Source organism: Xanthobacter sp. SG618 (assembly GCF_012932745.1).
Lineage (GTDB): Bacteria > Pseudomonadota > Alphaproteobacteria > Rhizobiales > Xanthobacteraceae > Xanthobacter > Xanthobacter flavus.
Map to the genome: position 1 here is coordinate 75,376 of NZ_JABBHL010000005.1, position 19,032 is coordinate 94,407.

The 19,032-nt window shown below is 69.4% G+C and carries 18 protein-coding genes; 8 read left to right on the forward strand and 10 right to left on the reverse strand.

The window, feature by feature from the left end:
- Positions 1-42 precede the first annotated feature (42 nt).
- The 5 genes from FHT36_RS14850 to obgE all read right to left on the reverse strand — a co-directional run bounded on the left by FHT36_RS14850 (position 43) and on the right by obgE (position 5,622).
- Positions 43-720, reverse strand: a complete 678-nt coding sequence (locus FHT36_RS14850) for a nicotinate-nucleotide adenylyltransferase (protein ID WP_169123538.1) — start codon at positions 718-720, stop codon at positions 43-45.
- Entirely contained in the window at positions 720-1,961 is a 1,242-nt protein-coding gene (locus FHT36_RS14855; RefSeq protein WP_246702266.1) for a glutamate-5-semialdehyde dehydrogenase, read from the reverse strand. Before FHT36_RS14855 ends, FHT36_RS14850 begins: the two co-directional genes overlap by 1 nt.
- A 181-nt stretch (positions 1,962-2,142) precedes the next feature.
- On the reverse strand, positions 2,143-3,090 hold the full coding sequence (locus tag FHT36_RS14860) for a hypothetical protein (protein ID WP_169123279.1): 948 nt from the start codon (positions 3,088-3,090) through the stop codon (positions 2,143-2,145).
- A gap of 143 nt (positions 3,091-3,233) precedes the next feature.
- Positions 3,234-4,406, reverse strand: coding sequence for a glutamate 5-kinase (proB, locus tag FHT36_RS14865; protein WP_169123280.1), 1,173 nt, complete (start codon positions 4,404-4,406; stop codon positions 3,234-3,236).
- Positions 4,407-4,584: 178 nt separating this feature from the next.
- Positions 4,585-5,622: a GTPase ObgE gene (gene obgE / locus FHT36_RS14870; protein WP_169123281.1), complete on the reverse strand. Its 1,038-nt coding sequence runs from the start codon at positions 5,620-5,622 to the stop codon at positions 4,585-4,587.
- A gap of 85 nt (positions 5,623-5,707) precedes the next feature.
- Here obgE and FHT36_RS14875 point away from each other — a divergent pair, with 85 nt between their 5' ends.
- From FHT36_RS14875 to pdeM, 3 genes are all read left to right on the forward strand, one after another.
- A complete protein-coding gene (locus tag FHT36_RS14875; protein WP_169123282.1) occupies positions 5,708-7,888 on the forward strand; it encodes a primosomal protein N' in 2,181 nt (726 codons plus the stop codon).
- The gene (locus tag FHT36_RS14880) at positions 7,885-8,352 is read left to right on the forward strand and encodes an NUDIX domain-containing protein (RefSeq protein WP_348644472.1); all 468 of its coding nucleotides are present in this window, start codon (positions 7,885-7,887) and stop codon (positions 8,350-8,352) included. Before FHT36_RS14875 ends, FHT36_RS14880 begins: the two co-directional genes overlap by 4 nt.
- 67 nt (positions 8,353-8,419) lie before the next feature.
- A complete protein-coding gene (gene pdeM, locus FHT36_RS14885; protein ID WP_169123284.1) occupies positions 8,420-9,121 on the forward strand; it encodes a ligase-associated DNA damage response endonuclease PdeM in 702 nt (233 codons plus the stop codon).
- An 11-nt stretch (positions 9,122-9,132) separates the two neighbouring features.
- On the opposite strand, the gene FHT36_RS14890 is transcribed toward pdeM, so the two are convergent.
- From FHT36_RS14890 to FHT36_RS14900, 3 genes are read right to left on the reverse strand one after another with little or no spacing between them, the layout of a single operon-like run.
- Entirely contained in the window at positions 9,133-9,729 is a 597-nt protein-coding gene (locus FHT36_RS14890; protein WP_169123285.1) for a Smr/MutS family protein, read from the reverse strand.
- The gene (locus FHT36_RS14895) at positions 9,726-11,018 is read right to left on the reverse strand and encodes a murein transglycosylase A (protein WP_246702250.1); all 1,293 of its coding nucleotides are present in this window, start codon (positions 11,016-11,018) and stop codon (positions 9,726-9,728) included. The genes FHT36_RS14890 and FHT36_RS14895 overlap by 4 nt, the downstream gene beginning before the upstream one ends.
- A gap of 3 nt (positions 11,019-11,021) precedes the next feature.
- Positions 11,022-11,738, reverse strand: a complete 717-nt coding sequence (locus FHT36_RS14900) for a Tim44/TimA family putative adaptor protein (protein WP_407077079.1) — start codon at positions 11,736-11,738, stop codon at positions 11,022-11,024.
- A gap of 312 nt (positions 11,739-12,050) precedes the next feature.
- Between FHT36_RS14900 and FHT36_RS14905 the strand changes: the two genes are divergently transcribed.
- The 4 genes from FHT36_RS14905 (at position 12,051) to FHT36_RS14920 (ending at position 16,106) form a co-directional block, all read left to right on the forward strand.
- Positions 12,051-13,025, forward strand: a complete 975-nt coding sequence (locus FHT36_RS14905; RefSeq protein ID WP_169123286.1) for a tripartite tricarboxylate transporter substrate binding protein — start codon at positions 12,051-12,053, stop codon at positions 13,023-13,025.
- Positions 13,026-13,088: 63 nt separating this feature from the next.
- Entirely contained in the window at positions 13,089-13,556 is a 468-nt protein-coding gene (locus FHT36_RS14910; protein WP_169123287.1) for a tripartite tricarboxylate transporter TctB family protein, read from the forward strand.
- Positions 13,553-15,043 carry a tripartite tricarboxylate transporter permease gene (locus FHT36_RS14915; RefSeq protein WP_169123288.1) on the forward strand — a complete coding sequence of 497 codons (1,491 nt, stop codon included), beginning with the start codon at positions 13,553-13,555 and terminating at the stop codon, positions 15,041-15,043. Before FHT36_RS14910 ends, FHT36_RS14915 begins: the two co-directional genes overlap by 4 nt.
- Before the next feature lie 121 nt (positions 15,044-15,164).
- Complete coding sequence (locus FHT36_RS14920) at positions 15,165-16,106, forward strand: ROK family protein (protein ID WP_169123289.1); 942 nt, start codon at positions 15,165-15,167, stop codon at positions 16,104-16,106.
- Between the two features lie 10 nt (positions 16,107-16,116).
- Here FHT36_RS14920 and FHT36_RS14925 read toward each other — a convergent pair whose 3' ends face one another.
- Positions 16,117-16,974: a LysR family transcriptional regulator gene (locus tag FHT36_RS14925; protein WP_169123290.1), complete on the reverse strand. Its 858-nt coding sequence runs from the start codon at positions 16,972-16,974 to the stop codon at positions 16,117-16,119.
- A 96-nt stretch (positions 16,975-17,070) separates the two neighbouring features.
- Here FHT36_RS14925 and FHT36_RS14930 point away from each other — a divergent pair, with 96 nt between their 5' ends.
- Positions 17,071-17,997 carry a DMT family transporter gene (locus tag FHT36_RS14930; protein WP_169123291.1) on the forward strand — a complete coding sequence of 309 codons (927 nt, stop codon included), beginning with the start codon at positions 17,071-17,073 and terminating at the stop codon, positions 17,995-17,997.
- Here FHT36_RS14930 and FHT36_RS14935 read toward each other — a convergent pair.
- Positions 17,985-18,773, reverse strand: coding sequence for a hypothetical protein (locus FHT36_RS14935; protein WP_169123292.1), 789 nt, complete (start codon positions 18,771-18,773; stop codon positions 17,985-17,987). The genes FHT36_RS14930 and FHT36_RS14935 overlap by 13 nt on opposite strands.
- Between the last annotated feature and the right edge of the window lie 259 nt (positions 18,774-19,032).

Below are 19,032 nucleotides of genomic sequence, written 5' to 3' on the forward strand. Positions count from 1 at the left end.
AACCGTCGCACCCCGTCAGAATGCCTGCAAATCAATGAATTTTCAAGACGTGTGGCAGGCAACCTCGATCCGGTGCCCTCCCGGCAGTGCACGAGCCGCCCGGATTCCCGTTGAAGACAGGGGCGATTTCAGCCCGTGGAGGAACACCCAGGCGGGCGGCGCGCAGTCCGCCAGGAGCCGCGCCTCATGCTCGCCCAGACGATATCGCGCCAGCGCCTGCGCGGCCGGAGAGGCGGTCGCGGCCAGACTCTGGCCCATGCGATCCACCACCGCGATGGGCACGAGGTCGGCGATGCCACGCCAGTGCTGCCAGCGGTCGAAATGGGCGAGATTGTCCGCCCCCATGATCCAGACGAAGCGCACGCCCGGCAGCCGTCGCACGAGATAGGCCAGCGTCTCGTAGGTGTAGCGGGTGCCGATGCCGGCCTCGAAACCGGTGACATCGATGCGCGGATGGCGCGCCACCGCGCGTGCGATGGCGATGCGCTCCTCCAGCGGCGGCAAGGCGCGATTGTCCTTCAGGGGGTTGCCCGGCGTCACCAGCCACCACACCCGATCGAGGCCGAGCCGCCGCAGGGCGAGGAGGCTCGCCGCGCGATGGGCTGCATGGGCGGGGTTGAAGCTGCCCCCGAACAGCCCGACGCGCAGCCCCTCCGTGACGAAGGGCAGGCGCCGCGCGGCACGCGGCGTCACGGGCTCCACAAGGGGGCCGGACGACATCACGGACGGGTCTGTCCCGACCCGTGGATGCGGTACTTGAAGGAGGTGAGCTGCTCGGCACCCACCGGACCGCGCGCATGCATCCGCCCGGTGGCAATGCCGATCTCCGCGCCGAAACCGAACTCGCCGCCATCGGCGAACTGGGTGGAGGCGTTGTGGAGCACGATGGCGCTGTCCACCTCGGCGAGGAAGCGGTCGGCCGCCGCCGCATCCTCGGTGACGATGGAATCGGTGTGGTGGGAACCGTGCGCCTCGATATGGGCGATGGCATCGCCCACCCCGTCCACCACCTTCGCGGCGATGATGGCGTCGAGATATTCGGTGTCCCAATCCCCGGGAAGGGCCGGCTTCACGCGCGCATCGACCGCTTGCACCTCGGCATCGCCGCGGATCTCGCAGCCGGCGTCGATCAGCATCTCCACCAGCGGCTTGAGGTGGGTTCCGGCCACCGCCCGGTCGATCAGCACCGTCTCGGCGGCGCCGCAGACGCCGGTGCGGCGCATCTTGGCGTTCAGCACCACGGTCTTGGCCATGTCGAGATCGGCGGCCTTGTCTACATAGACATGGTTGATGCCATCGAGATGGGCGAACACCGGCACCCGCGCGTCGCTCTGCACCCGCGCGACGAGGCTCTTGCCACCGCGGGGCACGATCACGTCCACGGTGTTGCCGAGGCCCGCCAGCATGTGGCCCACCGCCGCGCGGTCGGGCACGTTGACGAACTGGACCGCATCCTCGGGCAGGCCGGCGGTGGCAAGCCCGGCGACGAAGGCGCGATGGATGGCGCCGGAGGAATTCAGGCTGTCCGAACCGCCGCGCAGGATCACGGCATTTCCGGCGCGCAGGCACAAGGCGGCGGCATCGGCCGTCACGTTCGGCCGGCTCTCGTAGATGACGCCGATCACGCCGAGCGGCGTGCGCACGCGCTCGATGATGAGGCCGTTCGGGCGGGTCCAGCGCTCGGTGACGAGGCCGATGGGATCGGCCAGCTCCGCCACCTGCTCCACGCCCTCGGCCATGGCCTCCACCCGCGCGGGGGTGAGGGTCAGCCGGTCGAGGAAGGAGCCGGTCATGCCCTCCGCCTTGGCCTTGGCGACGTCGATGGCATTGGCCGCGAGGATTTCACCGGATGCCGCGCGGATCGCCGCGGCTGCGGCGTTGAGCGCCTGCGTCTTCGCCTCGGGCGCGGCGAGGGAGAGGCTGCGGGCGGCGGCGCGGGCGCGCTTGCCCATGGCCAGCATCACCGCCTCCAGCTCCGCCGGCGGCACAGGCCGGCCCGCAGTGGCGGCGGCATCGGTGCGAAGGGCGGAGGCGGTGGACATGGGATGACTCTCGAAAGCAGGACAGGACGTTGGCCCTCATATGGGGGCGCATTTCCTCCCTAGCACATTGCCCGCCGGGTGCGACAGGTGGGCGCGGGGATCAGAAGTCCTCGGGCGGCTCGTTGGGGTCCCGATCAAGGAGCGGAGCTGACGGCGCGTCCTCGGAGACCTGGCGGAGATACGCGAAGGCGAGCGAAACGTAGGCGGCGAGAGCGATCGCGCCAATGACAGACATGATGCCGGAGAGGAGGCCGTTGATGAGGGCCGGGATGAACGGCATGCCGGGCGTCTCGAACGACCGCATTTCCAGGTGAAGCGGCCCAAGGGGCGTGGATTTCGTCTGCGATACGACGTGCATGTCCGTCGCCGAGAACGAGCCGAAGAGCAACTGCACGGGGAGCACCACGACAATGACGGCCGCCAGCATGGCGAGCGAGAGGAGCAATGTGCCGCCGACGAGCCGCAGGGTATTTCCGCGCCCCAGACGCCAGACGTCGCTCCATGGCATCGGCTGGCCGATCGACCGGGACGGCAGCCTGAGGCTCAGCCGGGTGACGACACCGATCCCGACGAGCCAGATGGCAACCACGCCAACGACACCAACCAATGTCGACGCGCTGCCATTTCGCAACAGGGCGACGATGGAAGCGATGACGGCGCCGGATAGCACCACCAGAATGACAGCTGCCAGAAACAGGATAAGGGAATCGAACAGGTAGGTGAGGCCGCGAATGCCGAGCGGGCCCATGGTCGCGGCATTGAAGCCGCCTGATCCCCGCAGCACTTCGTTATGGGTCAGCAACGCCAGATAAATGAAGGCGAAGCCCTCTATTGCGTTCAGCCCGTAGATCTTCACGAACGCCATCGCAGTGGGCGGTTGTCCGGACTCGACAACATCCCCCAGCATGATGACGCCGACGTAATTCCAGGCCAGCGTTCCAACCGCATAGATCAGCGCCACGATCCAGTGCTTGCGCAGAACCGTCAGCGTCCACCGATAGGTGAATTTGAGCGCCTCGAAGACGGGAAACTTCACGCGCTGGGCCATCACGAGGCGCCTATGGGAGGCGACGCGGACGACGGGCGACGGCGCGCCCCTCGCCCCCGCGATCACAACCGCTATCCCGCCGCACACAACCTGTCGAGCGGTTTCAGCGCCTTACCTTGCGGTATTGCGCTGAGGTTGAAGGCTCACTCCACTCCGAGCGCAAGATCGTCCCGGTGCACCATCTCGGACCGGCCCTTCACCCCCAGCAGCGCCTCGATCTCCGAGGTGGAGTGGCCCATGATCCGGGCGGCGTGGTTGGAATCATATGCGACGAGGCCGCGCCCCACTTCGGCGCCGTCGGGACCGCGCAGCACCACGGCGTCGCCGCGGTCGAACTGGCCGTCGATGCGCTTCACACCGGCCGGCAGCAGGCTCGCCCCACGCCGAAGCGCCGCCACCGCACCGTCATCGAGATGCAGCGTGCCACGCGGCTCCAGCGCCCCGGCGATCCAGCTCTTGCGGGCGCGCACGGGATTGGCGGAAGTGAGGAACCACGTGCAGCGGCCGCCCTCCATGATGCGCTTCAGCGGATTCTTCACATGGCCGGAGGCGATCACCATGTGGGTGCCGGCGGAGGTGGCGATCTTGCCGGCCTCGATCTTGGTCCGCATGCCGCCGCGCGACAGCTCGGAGCCGGCGTCGCCCGCGATGGCCTCGATCTCGGCGCCGATGCGCGGCACCACCGGGATCAGCGTTGCGTTGGGATCCTGCGCGGGTGGGGCGGTGTAGAGGCCGTCAATGTCGGAGAGCAGCACCAGCAGGTCGGCGCTCGCCATGGTGGCGACGCGGGCGGCGAGGCGGTCGTTGTCGCCGTAGCGGATCTCGGTGGTGGCGACGGTGTCGTTCTCGTTGATGATCGGCACGGAGCGCAGCTCCATCAGCCGGCCGAGGGTGGAGCGCGCGTTGAGATAGCGGCGCCGCTCCTCGGTGTCCCCCAGCGTCAGCAGCACCTGCCCGGCGGTGATGTTGTAATGGCCAAGGATGTCCGCCCAGGTCTTGGAGAGCGCGATCTGCCCCACGGCGGCGGCGGCCTGGCTGTCCTCCAGCTTCAGCGGCCCGGCCGGCAGGCCGAGCACGGTGCGCCCCAGCGCGATGGCGCCGGAGGAAACCACCATCACCTCGCAGCCCTTGGCGTGCAGGGCCGCGATGTCCTCCACCAGCGAAGTCAGCCAGGCGAGGCGCACCCGGCCCTGCGCCCGATCCACCAGAAGGGCCGAGCCCACCTTGATGACGATGCGGCGGAAATCGGCGAATGCGGGCGTCTTGGCCTGCGCATCGGAGGGCGACTCGAAGGAAGCAGTCTCGGGGGAGGCCATGGACTTGTGAACCGGCAGGGCACTTCAGGCGTGCGGGCGGCGCACGTCGGTGCGGGAGTCATCCCCCTTGAAGAGGAGCGGCACGTCATGCGCCTTGGCCACGGCATAGGCCATAGGCCGCCCGAAGTTCAAGCCCGGCGGCCTGCGGACAACCTGACTGGCGAACCCGCGCAGCACCCTACGGCCGCCACCCGTCGCGCGGCGCGGCCTCTTCCTTCTCAACGCCGCGGGCCTCCTCCACGACAGAGAGAAGCGCCCTCAGCGCCTCCTGCACGCCTTGCCCTGAGGAGGCGGAGAGGAGCAGCGGCTTCTTCTTGGCCGCGCGCTGCAGACGCTCCTTCTGCTGCTTGAGCAGTTCGGGCGAGAGGGCATCCACCTTGGAGAGGGCCACGATCTCGGGCTTCTCGTCGAGCCCGTTGCCATAGGCGGCAAGCTCGGCGCGCACGGTCTTGTAGGCCTTGCCGGCATGCTCGGAGGTGCCGTCCACCAGATGCAGCAGCGCGCGGCAGCGCTCCACATGGCCGAGGAAGCGGTCGCCGATGCCGACACCCTCATGGGCGCCCTCGATCAGGCCGGGAATGTCGGCGAGGACGAACTCGCGCCCGTCCACCCGCACGACACCGAGGCCCGGGTGCAGCGTGGTAAAGGGATAATCGGCGATCTTGGGCTTCGCCGCCGTGGTCGCCGCAAGGAAGGTGGACTTGCCGGCATTGGGCAGGCCGACGAGGCCGGCGTCGGCGATCAGCTTCAGGCGCAGCCAAATCCACCGCTCCTGACCTTCGAGGCCGGGATTGGCGCGGCGGGGCGCCTGGTTGGTGGAGGTCTTGAACTGGGCATTGCCGAAGCCGCCATTGCCGCCTTCCAGCAGCCGGATGCGCTGGCCCACCTCGGTGAGGTCGGCGAGGATGGTCTCCTCGTCCTCGTCGAGGATCTGGGTGCCCGCCGGCACCTTCAGCACAGCGTCCGCGCCCTTGGCGCCGGTGCGGTTGGCGCCCCGGCCGTGGTCGCCCTTCTTGGCCTTGAAATGCTGCTGGTAGCGATAGTCGATCAGCGTGTTGAGGCCGTCGACGCACTCGATCCAAACGTCACCGCCGCGCCCGCCGTCGCCGCCGTCGGGACCGCCGAACTCGATGAACTTCTCGCGCCGGAACGAGACGCACCCTGCCCCGCCGTCTCCGGAGCGCACATAGACCTTGGCCTGATCGAGGAATTTCATGGGTTCGAGGTAGACGCGCGCAACATGGAACGCAAGGGGAGAAACCCCCTTTGACCTTTCTCGCGCGCCGGACCAAAAGACGAACATGAGCCCGCGCACCGTCGACGTCCTGCTCCCCCTCGGCCTCGACGCCGCCTATTCCTACCTCCTGCCCGAGGGGATGGAGGTGTCGCCCGGCGACCTCGTGCATGTGCCGCTCGGCACCAAGAGCGTCATCGGCGCTGTCTGGCCGCGCACGCAGGCGGCCGGCGGCAAGGCGGTGGAGGCCGGCAAGCTCAAGGCGGTGAAAGCCAAGCTGGACTATGTTCCGCTGCCGCCCGACCTCATCAGGCTCATCGACTGGATGGCCGACTACACGCTGGCGCCGCGCGGCATGGTGCTGCGCATGGCCTTGCGGCATGGCGAGAGCCCGGGCGCGGCGCGCGAGCGGGTGGGCGTGCGGCTCACCGGCACGGCACCGGCGCGCATGACCGCCGCCCGCGCGCGGCTTCTGGACACGCTCGCCGACGGCTTCGTGCGCGGCAAGACCGAGGCGGCGCGGGAGGCCGGCGTCTCGCCCTCCGTGGTGGACGGGCTGGTGGATGACGGCACGCTGGAAGCTGTCGTTCTGCCGCCCGAGCCCGCCGCCTATCCGCCCGATCCCGACCATGCGGTGCCCGAGCTCTCGCAGCCGCAGTCGGAGGCGGCGGCGGCCATGGTCGCGGCGGTGAAGGCGAAGGCGTTCGCAGTCCACCTGCTCGATGGCGTCACCGGCTCCGGCAAGACGGAAACCTATTTCGAGGCGGTGGCGGAGGCGATCCGCGCCGGCAAGCAGGCGCTGATCCTGCTGCCGGAAATCGCCCTCACCCAGGCCTTCCTCGACCGCTTCACCGAGCGCTTCGGCGTGAAGCCGGCAGAATGGCACTCCGGCGTCTCCACGCGGCGCCGCGCGAAGGTGCTGAACGAGGTGGCGTCCGGCGCGGTGAAGGTGGTGGCGGGGGCCCGCTCCGCCCTGTTCCTGCCGTTCCGCGACCTCGGCCTCATCATCGTCGATGAAGAGCACGACCCCGCCTACAAGCAGGAGGACGGCGTCTGCTACCACGCACGGGACATGGCGGTGGTGCGGGCGCGCCTCGCCTCCGCGCCCATCGTGCTGGCCTCGGCGACGCCCTCCATCGAGACCGAGGTGAATGCACGGCGCGGGCGCTATCGGCGGCTCGCCCTCCCCGTGCGCTTCGGCGGCGCCAAGGTGCCCGGCCTCTCCCCCATCGATCTGCGCAAGGAAGGTCCGCCACGCGGCCGCTGGATCGCGCCGCGGCTGGAAGCGGAGATCAACACCACGCTGGAGGCGGGCGAGCAGGCGCTGCTCTTCCTTAACCGGCGGGGCTACGCGCCGCTCACCCTGTGCCGCTCCTGTGGCCATCGCATGCGCTGCCCCTCCTGCACGGCCTGGCTGGTGGAGCACCGCTTCCGCCGCCGTCTCACCTGCCACCATTGCGGCTATCAGGCGCCGGTGCCGGAGAAATGCCCCGCCTGCGACGCGCCGGACAGCCTCGTTCCGGTCGGGCCGGGCGTGGAGCGGCTTCAGGAAGAGGTGCAGACCCTCTTTCCCAATGCCCGCGCCCTCGTCCTCTCCTCGGACCTGCTCGGCGGGGTGGAGCGGATGCGCGCCGAGCTCGATGCGGTGGCGAAGGGCGACGTGGATGTGGTGGTGGGCACCCAGCTCGTCGCCAAGGGCCACAATTTCCCCGGCCTCGCGTTGGTGGGCGTGGTGGATGCGGACGTGGGTCTCGGCCATGGCGACCCGCGCGCCGCCGAGCGAACCTTCCAACTGGTGCATCAGGTGGCCGGGCGCGCCGGGCGCGGCAAGGCGGAGGGGCGCGGCTTCATCCAGACCCACATGCCCGAGCATCCGGTGATGCGCGCGCTGGTGACGGGGGATCGTGACGCCTTCTACGATGTGGAGATCGCCTCCCGCGAGGAAGCGCACCTGCCCCCCTTCGGCCGCATGGCGGCGCTCATCGTGTCTGCCAGCGAGGCTCACGTGGCAGAAGGCCATGCCCGGCGCCTCGCCACCTCCGCGCCAATCGTGCCGGACGTGCGCATCCTCGGCCCGGCGGAAGCCCCGCTCGCCATCCTGCGCGGGCGGCACCGCTGGCGGCTGCTTGTGCGCTCGCCGCGCAACTTCGACCTACCCGCCTATCTCAGGGAATGGCGGGCCGTCGCACCGAAGGTGACGGGCAACATCAAGGTGGCCATCGACGTGGACCCGCAGAGCTTCCTGTGACGACAGGCGATGCCATCGACCGCCCCGCCGCCCGGCTCCTCGTGCTCGACGCGCAGGACCGGCTGCTGCTGTTCCGCTTCGCCTATGCCGAAGGCGCGCTTGCCGGAAACGTCTTCTGGGCGCCGCCCGGCGGCGGGCTGGAGCCGGGCGAGACCTATGAGGCGGCCGCCTGCCGCGAGCTGCTGGAGGAAACCGGCCTTCGGATTGCCCATCCCGGCCCCGCCGTCGCCCGCCGCGAGGTCTCGTTCATGATGCCGGACGGGCAGAGGGTCCGCTCGCGGGAGGTCTATTTCCTCGTGCGTGCGCCAGGCCTCGTCGTCTCGTCCACTGGCTGGTCGGAGGATGAGCGCAAGGCGCTGGTGCACCACGCCTGGTGGAAAAGAGACGCGCTGGCCTCCCTCGCCGAGCAGGTCTGGCCGGAGGATGTCGCGGCCATGCTGGCTGAGGCGGGCATCTGGCGTTGATGGTGCCTCAATGCCGGCGCGAACGTCGCGCTTGCTCGCGTCACGCCATTGGGCAAAATCCGCCGCCATGCTCGCCCTCGCCGAATCAGCGGACCTCTCCCTCGCGCGGATCAATCTCCGCGGCGCAGAACTGGAGCTTGACCCGTCCGGCGCCCTGCTCTGGCCGGACGAGCAGCTGATGGTGGTCGCGGACCTCCACCTCGAAAAAGGCTCCGCCTTTGCCCGCCGCGGCCAGATGCTGCCGCCTTACGACACGCTCGATACGCTAAAGCGCCTCTCCGCCGTCGTCGCCCTGCACCAGCCGCGCATGGTGATCGCGCTTGGCGACAGCCTGCACGACCGCTGGGCCGGCGAGCGCATGGCCGATCCGCTCCGCGACGAGATCCGCCGCATCCAGTCGGGGCGCACCTTCATCTGGATCGCCGGCAACCACGACCCCCTGCCCCACGACCTCGGCGGCGAGGGTACCGCCATGCTCGCCCTCGGCCCGCTGCTCTTTCGCCACGAGCCAGAAGAGGGGCCGGCGCCGGGCGAGGTGTGCGGGCATCTCCACCCCGCTGCGCGGGTGGTGATGCGTGGGCGTGGCGTGCGGCGGCGGTGTTTCGTCACCGATGGCAGCCGCATGATCCTTCCGGCCTTCGGTGCCTATGCCGGCGGACTGAGCGTCGCCGATCCCGCCATCGCGCGCCTGTTCCCGGCGCGACGCTTCACCGCCCACCTGCTCGGCGCAGGACGTACCTACGGAATGCCCGCGTCCGCCTGTCTCTGAATTAAGGACGCTCAGCGCCGGCGGCGGATGCGGACATAGAGCGCACCCTCCCCGCCATGGCGGCGCCCGGCGGATTCGAATCCCACAACCACCGCCCGCAGATCGGGCTCGGCGAGCCACAGCGGCACGGCGCGCTTGAGCACGCCCCGGCCCTCGCCGAAGGCCGGCCCGGAACTCATCAAGCGTTCGGGATCGCCCTTGCCGGTGATGACCAGCACCAGCGCGTGCCCGCTCGCCTGCGCCTCCATCAGGAACAGGCGCAGCCGGCGATGGGCGGCCGCCTGGGTGAGGCCGTGCAGGTCCAGGCGGGCATCCACCTCGGCCCCGCGGGTGAGGCGGCGGCGGGTCTTGGGCTCCAGCGCGGCAAGGGGCGGGGGCGGCGGGGAAGCGGGGGCGACGGCCGCCTTGGGCGGGGTGCCGGCCTTGGCTTTCGTTTTCGCCTTCGGCTCGGGCGGCGGCTCGACGACGGGGGGCGGCTCGGGGGCGGCCACAATGGCCGGTGCGCCAAGGGGCTTTTCAGGCCGCAGTCGCTTCACCGAGCGCACCACATGGTCCCACAGCGCGCGCTCCTCCGCATCGAGGATCCGGCGGCGGCCTCGGCGACTCATGGTGCGCCTCCGGAGCCCGCCCTGGCGAAGCGCGGCACCAGCATGGTGAACGTGCCGGGATGCCGGATGCGGCCGGCCACGGCGCCCGCCGCATCGCCGGCACCGAAGAACAGGTCCGCCCGCGCCGGCCCGACGATGGCCGAGCCGGTGTCCTGCGCGATCATCAGCCGGCGGAAAGACTCGGCAGTGCCGGGGGCGGAGAGCGGCAGGTCCGCCTCCACGAAGATGGGCGTGCCGTAGGTGTGGAGCTTGCGGTCGACCGCGAGCGAGCGCCCCGCCGTGAGCGGTACGCCCTGCGCGCCCATGGCCCCGGCGTCGACACCCAGCGGCAGGGCCTTGAAGAAGACGAAGGAAGGGTTCTCCCGGCGCAATGCGCGGCCCGCCGCAGGATCCGCCTCCATGAAGGCGCGGATGCGCGCCATGGACATCTCTTCCCTAGGCACCAGCCCACGCTGGATCAGGAGCCGCCCCACCGGCAGATAAGACTGGCCGTTGAAACCGTCATAGCCGAGCCGAAGAATGCGCCCGTCCGGGAGACGCACGCGTGCGGAGCCCTGGATCTGCATGAAGAACAGATCGACAGGGTCTCTGAGCCAGACGATCTCCAGCCCGCGCCCCGCCAAGGCGCCATCCTCGATGGCGGCGCGATCGTGATACGGCACAAGGGCGCCGCCCTCCCGCCGGAAGGCGGAGCCGGAATTGGGCGTGGCACCGGGGCCGGTCATGACGAGATCGTCGGGCCGCCCATAGACGGGAACGTCGAAGCCGTTGCCGGGCTGGGGCGCGCCTTCCACCTCCGGCTCGTAATAGCCGGTGTAGTAGCCGCCCGCGCTGCCCTCCGGAATCACCCGCCACGCGCGGAAATTCGCCTCGAAGAACAGCCGGGCGAGACGGGGAGAGGGTGCGTCCGGACCGAGCCGCGCGGCGGCGGAGCAGGCGTGACGCAGGCCCTGCCGGAGCGTTGGCGCGGAGGCCGGCCCGACCTCCGCCGGCGGCGTCTTCAAAGCCGCACAGCTGGCTCGGAACGTCGCGAAGGCAGCGGCAAGGTCGTCAGAGGTCCAGCCGTCCAGATCGGTGAAGGCGACGGGCTCAAGCCGGGCGCCCGGCACAGAGGGAACGATGGGCTGGAGCGGCATGGCCGATGAAGATAGGGGCGGAACGCGGTCAGCAGCGTCGGCGGACGTCGCCGCCAGCAGCGCCACCACAGCCCCCGCGAGGATCGCGCCTCGTACGGCAGCGCCGGGAACGACGCGCCGCACGCCGGCTGTGACGGCGCGCGCCTGTGCCATGGGCTACTGGGCGGCTTCCGTCGCCACCAGCTTCCAGTTGGGGTCGCGCGTGCCGAGATCGCGGGCGAAGGTCCACACGTCGGTCACGTCGGCCACCGTGTCGGGGCTGCCATCCACCACCACGCCGTCCGGGCCGCGGGTGACGGAAATGAGCTTCGACACGAAACGGACGGTCAGCTGCGCGTTAGCCCCGCGCACGGTGACGTCCTGCAGGTCCGCCGATTCGATGGAGACGAAGCGCGATTCCATCGTCTCCTTGCGGCTCTCGCGGTCGGCGATGGCGGAGACGAAGCCGTCAAAGACGTCCTTGGCGAGGAGGTCCTTGAGCTGGCGGCGGTCGCCGGCCGCGAAGGCGGTGACGATCATCTCATAGGCCGCGCGGGCGCCGGTCAGGAAGTGCTTGGCGTCGAAGTCCGGCTCGATGCGGGCGATCTCGTCGAGCGCGGCGGCGGTCGCGGACCCTTCGGCCGCAACGCCCTCCCAGCGGAAGGCGGGCGCTTCGACCTCGACGGGGCCTGCGGCCACGGGCGGCGGGCCGTTGCGCTCCGGCAGAGGCACCACCTTGCCCTCGGGGGCCGGCTGCGGCGGGCGGGCGGTATCGCGGGAATAGGGGTCATAAGGCGGCCGCTCGCGCCCCGTCCTCTGCCCCAGCACGCTGCGCAGCCGCACGAAGATGAAGACCGCAAGGGCCAGGAAGATGATCGTGTAGATGTCCAGCACTGCGCTTCGCCATGCCTCTCGGGCGCGCCGATCTTCGGCCCGCCGGGTTGCCTCGACCGGTTGCGCGCACCCCGCTGCGCGCGCTTCCTGCCCATCAGCTTATGTACGTCGAAGCTGCCGTATCGCCAGCCCCTGCGCCTCAGAAGCTCACATTTTCCAAGGAAGCTTAAGCCACTGGGGGCGCCGGCGCCACCTCCCGCCGGAAGATCGCGGCGGCCGTCATCGCCTTGACCTAGGGGAGGCACTGACCTACGGTCATTCAAAACGATTAGATTTCGGCCAAAGAAGCCGAATGTCAGGGAGAGAGACACCATGCGCCGGTTTCTGATGGCGGGGCTCGCCCTCGCCGTATCGTCTTTTGCCGCCCTTGCACCGAACGCTGCGACGGCGGCCTATCCCGACCGCCCCATCACGCTCATCGTGCCATGGAACGCTGGCGGCGGAACCGATGCGGTCGCGCGCATCGTCGCCTCGCTTCTCGAGAAGGATCTCGGCCAGCCCATCGCTGTGGTGAACCGCACCGGCGGGCAGGGCGTGGTGGGCCATCAGGCCATCGCCGACGCGACGCCGGACGGCTACACCATCGGCATCATCACCGTGGAGATCGGGATGATGCACTGGCAGGGCCTGACCCAGCTCACCGGCGCCTCCTACACCCCCCTCGCCTTGATGAACGAGGATCCTGCCGGCGTGCAGGTCCGCGCCGACGCCGCCTACAAGACGCTCGACGACCTCATCGCCGACATCAAAGCCAACCCCGGTAAGTTCAAGGCTTCCGGAACCGGCCAGGGCGGCATCTGGCACCTTGCCCTCGCCGGCATGCTGTCCTCGCTCAAGCTCGATCCGAAGAGCGTGCCGTGGGTGCCGTCCAACGGCGCGGCGCCCGGCCTGCAAGACCTCGTGGCGGGCGGCGTGCAGGTCGTCACCTGCTCCATCCCCGAGGCGCGCTCGCTCATCGACGCCAAGCGCGTGAAGAGCCTCGCCATCATGGCGAGCGAGCGCTCCAAGCTGATGCCCGACATTCCCACCCTGAAGGAAGCCACCGGCAGCAGCTGGACCATCGGCGCATGGCGCGGCTTCGCCGCCCCCAAGGGCCTCGACAAGGCGGCCTCGGACAAGCTGCAGGCGGCCCTCAAGAAGGTCTACGACAGCAAGGAATATCAGGACTTCCTCACCAACCGCGGGTTCGGCGGGCGCTATGCGGACGGCCCCGGCTTCGCCGAGTTCATGGCCAAGGCGGATGCCTCGCTCGGCGCCGTCATGAAGGAAGTCGGCCTCGCCAAATAGCGACGGCGCCTGAACGCGGCGGCCCTCGCCGCCGCTTCCACCCCGCGACGCCGGAGCCGCATCATGCGCTTCAGTGACCTGATCCTCGGCCTGCTGCTACTCGCGGGGGCTGCCGCCTTGTTCTCGGCCGCATCCGGCCTGCCACCCATTCCGGGGCAGGCCTATGGCGCGGATGTCTTCCCCGTTCTGACGGCCGCAGGCCTGGCCGCCTGCGGCTTCATCCTGGCGGTGGGGTCGGTGCGCACGGGGCCCTTTCCGCTCGCCCAGGCGACATGGGTGCGCACGCCCGGCGCGGGCTTCCGGGCGGCGGCCACCATTGCTCTCGTCCTCGCCTATATCGCGCTGACCCCGCTCATCGGCTTCGTTGCCACGGCGACGGTGGTCCTGACCGGTCTTTTCCTGCTCGTGCGTGTGCCCCTGGTACAGGCGATCGGGATCGCGCTGGCGACCGCGCTCTTCACCTATCTCTCGTTCAACATGCTCCTGCGCGTACCGCTGCCGCGCGGCCTCGTGGAAAGCTTCCTGCCATGAACGCCGTGCTCGCCGGCCTCGACCTTGTCCTGCGCTGGGACGTGATCCTCACCATCCTCGTCGCGTCGGCCTTCGGCCTCGTGGTCGGCGCCATACCGGGCCTGACGGCGACGATGGCCATCGCCCTCCTGGTCCCGATCACCTTCTTCATGGACCCTATCCCCGCCGTGGGCGCCATGATCTCGTGCTCGGCCATGGCGATCTTCGCCGGCGACATTCCGGCAACGCTGATGCGCATGCCCGGCACACCGGCCTCGGCCGCCTATTCGGACGAGTGCTACGCCATGACCCGCAAGGGCGAGGCGGAGGTGGCGCTCGGGGCCAACGTGCTGTTCTCGGCGCTGGGCGGGCTGTTTGGAACAGCCGTCCTCATCGTCTCGGCGCCCCTGCTCGCGGAGATCGCGCTCGGCTTTTCCTCGTTCGAATATTTCTGGCTGGCGCTGATGGGGCTCGCCTGCGCCATCTTCATCGGCTCGGGCTCGCCGGTGAAGGGGCTGGTGTCGCTGTTCCTCGGGCTGTTCGTGGCGCAAATCGGCATCGACAACCCGGCCGGCGTGCCGCGCTTCACCTTCGGCAACTCCAACCTGCTCGGAGGGGTGGATTTCATCCCCGCCATGATCGGCCTGTTCGCCATGTCGGAGGTCATCCGCACCATCGCCGCCGGTGCGCCCGACTGGTCCGTGCGCCAGACCTCGCTCGGCAATCCGCTGAAAGGCTGGGGCCGGCTGATCGTGAAATACTGGCCGCAGCAGATCCGCGGCAACATCACCGGCACCGCCATCGGCATCCTGCCCGGCGCCGGCGCGGACATCGCCGCCTGGGTGTCCTACGCCATGAGCCGGAAGTTCTCGAAGACGCCGGAGAAGTTCGGCACCGGCCATGTGGAAGGCATCATCGAGAGCACCTCCGCCAACAACGCGGCCCTCGCCGGCGCCTGGGTGCCGGCACTGGTGTTCGGCATTCCGGGAGACAGCATCACCGCCATCGTCATCGGGGTTCTCTATCTCAAGGGCCTCAATCCCGGACCGACCCTCTTCCTGAACAATCCCGAATCCATCTACGCGGTCTTCATCATCTTCATCATCGCCAACCTCGCGATGATCCCGCTCGGCCTCGCCGCGCTGAAGGCGGGCACCGCCCTACTGCGCTTCCCGCGGCGCATTCTCATCCCGCTCATCCTGCTGTTCTGCATCGTCGGCGCCTATGCGGTGAACAACTCGGCCTATGGCGTGGTGCTGATGCTGGTGTTCGGCATCCTCGGCTTCCTCATGGAAGAGCACGACATCCCCATCGCCCCCTGCGTGCTGGGCATCGTACTCGGCAAAATGCTGGAGGAGAGCTTCGTCACGTCCATGATCAAGGCGGATGGCAACCTCCTCGCCTTCTTCGAGCGGCCCATCGCGGGCGGGCTTGGCGTGATGACCCTGCTGGTCTTCTGCCTGCCCCTCTGGGGCGCGCTGAAGCGGCGGCGCGCGGCCGCGACCTGAAGCATCGGGGAACCGCATCGGCTCCGCCGCGCTTGAGGTCCTGCCGGCAAAGGCGAAGCCGGCGCGCTTGCGTCGCGGCCACGCTTGGCGCAGTAGATGCTCTCCATCATCGGACTCTCCAATGGCTCCCACAGTCCTGCTTGCGGATATCGGCGGCACAACCACCCGGGTCGCCCGGGCCGGCGCCGACGGCATCCCGTTCGATGTCCGGCTCGAAGCCAACGATTCCTATGCCTCGCTTGAGGATCTGCTGGGCACCTACCTCGCGTCCGTCAGCGGGGCGGCCCCGAGCTGCGGGGCGCTGGCCGTCGCCGGCCCCATCGACGGCGACGACGTGCGGCTGACCAACCGCAACTGGCGCTTCTCGACGCAGAAGCTCGCCGCCGACCTGTCCTTCCATCGGCTCGCGGTTCTCAACGATTTCGAGGCGTTCGCCCACGGGCTGCCGCTGCTTACCCGCGACGACCTCCTTGAGGTGGGCACCGGCCGGGCCGTCGCCGGCGCGCCCATGCTGCTGTCCGGCCCGGGGACCGGGCTCGGCACCGCCCTCATCCTGCCGCGCGAGGCCGGCTACGAGGTGCTGGCCAGCGAGGCCGGGCACATGCGCCTCGGCGCCGTGACAACCGACGAGGCCCGCATCGTCGCCCATCTCGTGCGCGACCTCGGCCCGGTGTCGGTGGAGCATGTGCTCTCCGGTCCCGGGCTGGTGCGCCTGCACCGCATCCTCTCCGGCGAGAGCCTGTCCTCCCACGCCATCATCAAGGCGGCGCTGGACGGTCAGCGGCAGGAGAAGGAAAGCTGTCACATCTTCCTGCGCCTGCTGGGACGGGTGCTGGGCGACCTCGCGCTCGCCGTGGATGCCAAGGGCGGCGTGTATGTGGGCGGCGGCGTCGGCCGGGCCATGGCGCATCTTTTCGCCGAGAGCCCGTTCCGCACCGCGTTCGAGGAGCACCCGCCCTATCACGACCGGCTCGCGCAGATCCCCATCCATGTGGTGATGCACGCGACACCCGGCCTCGTGGGCATCGGCGAGATCGGCCGCCGCCTACTGGTGGAGTGCTGACGCCGACCCGTTAGGCTGCGGCGCGGGCCTCCCGGCCGCAGAAGGCGGCGATCAGGCCGGCCAGCTCCCGTGAGGCGGAACACGCATTGCCGGCGGCGCGCAGGGCCAGTTCCGTGGGCGGGATGGCCGGCCACAGGTCGGATGTGCGCAATTCCCTGAGCTTCGGGTTGAGCGCAAGATCGCTCAGCACCGTCACCCCCAGCCCCCCCGCAAGCGCCGCCTCGATGCCGATCAGGCTCGGGCATTCATAGGCGACGCGCCAGGAGCGGCCGGCCTTCTCCAAGGCATGGACGGCACGGTTGCGGTAAAGACAGCCCTGCCGGAAAGCGGCGAGGCTCACCACCTCCTCGTCCGGCTCGAAGCCTGCTCCGCAGACCCACACCAGCCGCTCCGGCCAGGCCTCCACTGCGGGGCCGGAGCCCGGCTCGCGCTTGAGCAGCACCACGTCCAGCTCGCCCCGGGCGAAGCCGGCATCGAGATCGCAGCTCAGCCCGCACTCCACGGCGAGGCGCACAGCGGGGCGGCTCCGCGCGAACTCGGCCACCACCGAGGTCAGGGCCGCCAAGGCGAAATCATCGGGGATGCCGAGCCGCACCACCCGGGCGGGGGCAACACCCGAGAGGGCCGCGCGCGCCTCCGCGCCAAGCGCGAGGATGCGCCGGGCATAGCCGAGCAGACGCTCGCCTTCGGCGGTGAGGCTCACGCCGCGCGCGTCGCGGTTGAGAAGCTGGTGGCCGAGCTGATCCTCCAGCCGCCGCACCTGCTGGCTCACGGTGGATTGGGTGCGATGGACGCGCTCCCCCGCCCGGGTGAAGCCGCCGGCATCCACCACGCTGACGAACGCCTTCAGAAGATCCATGTCCAACATGGCGGCACCCAATATTCGAATTTCCACTAGCGAACATCAAATCATTCAATTTTTCAATGCCACCTCGGCGTGCTTTTCTGCGGCGCAGGAGATGTCATGACCGCCACGCCCCTTCCCCTCGCCGCCTCGCGCCGGACAGACGCGCTGCTGCCCGTCTTCATCGCAGCGTTCTGCATCATCTGGAGCTCGGCCTTCGCGGTCGCCAAGGTGGCGCTGGCGGATTGCCCGCCTTTGCTGCTCCTCTCCGGACGCTTCCTCGTGGCCGGCCTGCTCGTGCTGGGCGGCTGCGTGCTGTTCCTGCCCGCCTCCCACTTCCGCCGCCTCAACCTGCGCGATATCGCGGCGCTGGCCGCGATGGGCATCCTCAACAACGCGGTCTATCTCGGCCTCAGCTATGTGGGCATGACCCATGTGTCGTCGGGCTTCACGGCCGTCCTCGTCTCCGCCAACCCGCTGTTGACGGCGCTCGGCGCTGCGGTGCTGCTGGGCGAGCGGCTGACGAGGCGCAAGCTGCTCGGGCTGGTCCTCGGCATGATCGGCGTGGCGATCGTGGTGCGCTCACGCATCGTGTCCGGCCACGAAGACCCGCTGGGCACCGCCTATGTGGTCGGCGCGCTTCTGGCGCTCACGGCGGCGACGCTGATGTTCAAGAAGGTGCTCACCTCGGCGTCCCTGTTCGTCGGCAGCGGCATCCAGTCTTTGGCCGGCGGGATTGCGCTGCTGCCGGTGGCGCTGTGGCGGGAGGACGTGGCGTCCATCCATCCGACTCTCACGCTCGGCCTCTCCTTCGCCTGGCTGACGCTGGCGGGCTCGGTCGGAGCCTTCAGCCTGTGGTTCTTCATCCTCGGCCGCACCAGTGCCACCCGCGCAAGCGCCCTGCACTTCCTGATGCCGCCCCTCGGGCTGATGTTCGGATGGCTGCTGCTGGGCGAGCCGGTGCCGCCGCTCGATCTCGTCGGCATCGTGCCGATCGCCCTCGGCATCCGCCTCGTCACCACGGCGCCGGCGGTTCAGAAGCGGTAATAGGCGGCAAGCACCACGCCGTTCTCCTGCGGCGCGTTGCGGGCGAACACGGTGCCGACCACGGACAGCTGCAGCGTCACGGCCGCCGAGAGATCGTAGGCCGCCCCCATCTGCAGCTTGTAATACTCGTAGGAGTCGCCGAAGTACGGCCCCGTCCCCGCGCCCTCCGAGATCACGGAGAACGACTGGGCAAGCAGCTGCCAGCGCTCCACGACGCGCCAGCCCAGCGTGACGTCGAGATGCAGTTCGTCCGGCGGCGGGCCGAAGCGCATCCGCTGGGCCAGCTGGACATCCAGGAAGGCGGCCTTTCCGAACATGGTGAAGGACAGGCCGTAGAGCAGACGGAGGTCGAGCTCGGGGTCCTCGTAGCCCACCGCTGCGGCGCTCTGGGAATTGCCCGTCCCAGGGAAGCGGCCGACAACCTGCGCCGAGATGACGCTCGACTCGTCCCGCCAAAGCCGCATGCGCGCGCCCACATCCTGATAGCCCGGCCCTGTGTAGGACGACGGGGACGGATCGCCGAACGAGACATAGAGGAATTGCGGGGCCGCGATCAGCGTCAGCCAATCGGTCGCGCCATATTCGAAGACGAGGGTGACCTCCACCTTGTCATAGGGCCGGCTGGCATAGAGATCATAGGACGGACCGAACTCGGTCGCGGAATAGGCGGCCGAGCTTTGCAGGATCACCTGCCCGTGCCCCTCCTCCTGCGTCCAGGCGCCGCCGAGGGCCGGCGCGGGAAGGGCGAGCAGCATCAAAGCGAGAAGCGCGCGCACAGGGCCGAACCCGGACCAATCGCAGGCGACTTTGCCGAGGCGGACTTTTGGGCGCGCGAACCCGCGGGCGGCAAGACATGCCCGCCCGGCCTCGATCCGGCGCTTGAGATAATCCCCCGTCCGCATGCCAGCCCCCATGCGGGTTGCAACTATACCTTAACGCAGCCCCGAGGGTATGCCTGACGTAAAGTGACCTTGCGTAAATTTCATCCAACCTTGTCTTGCCGCCCCATCGCGAACCCACCATATTGACGGCGAA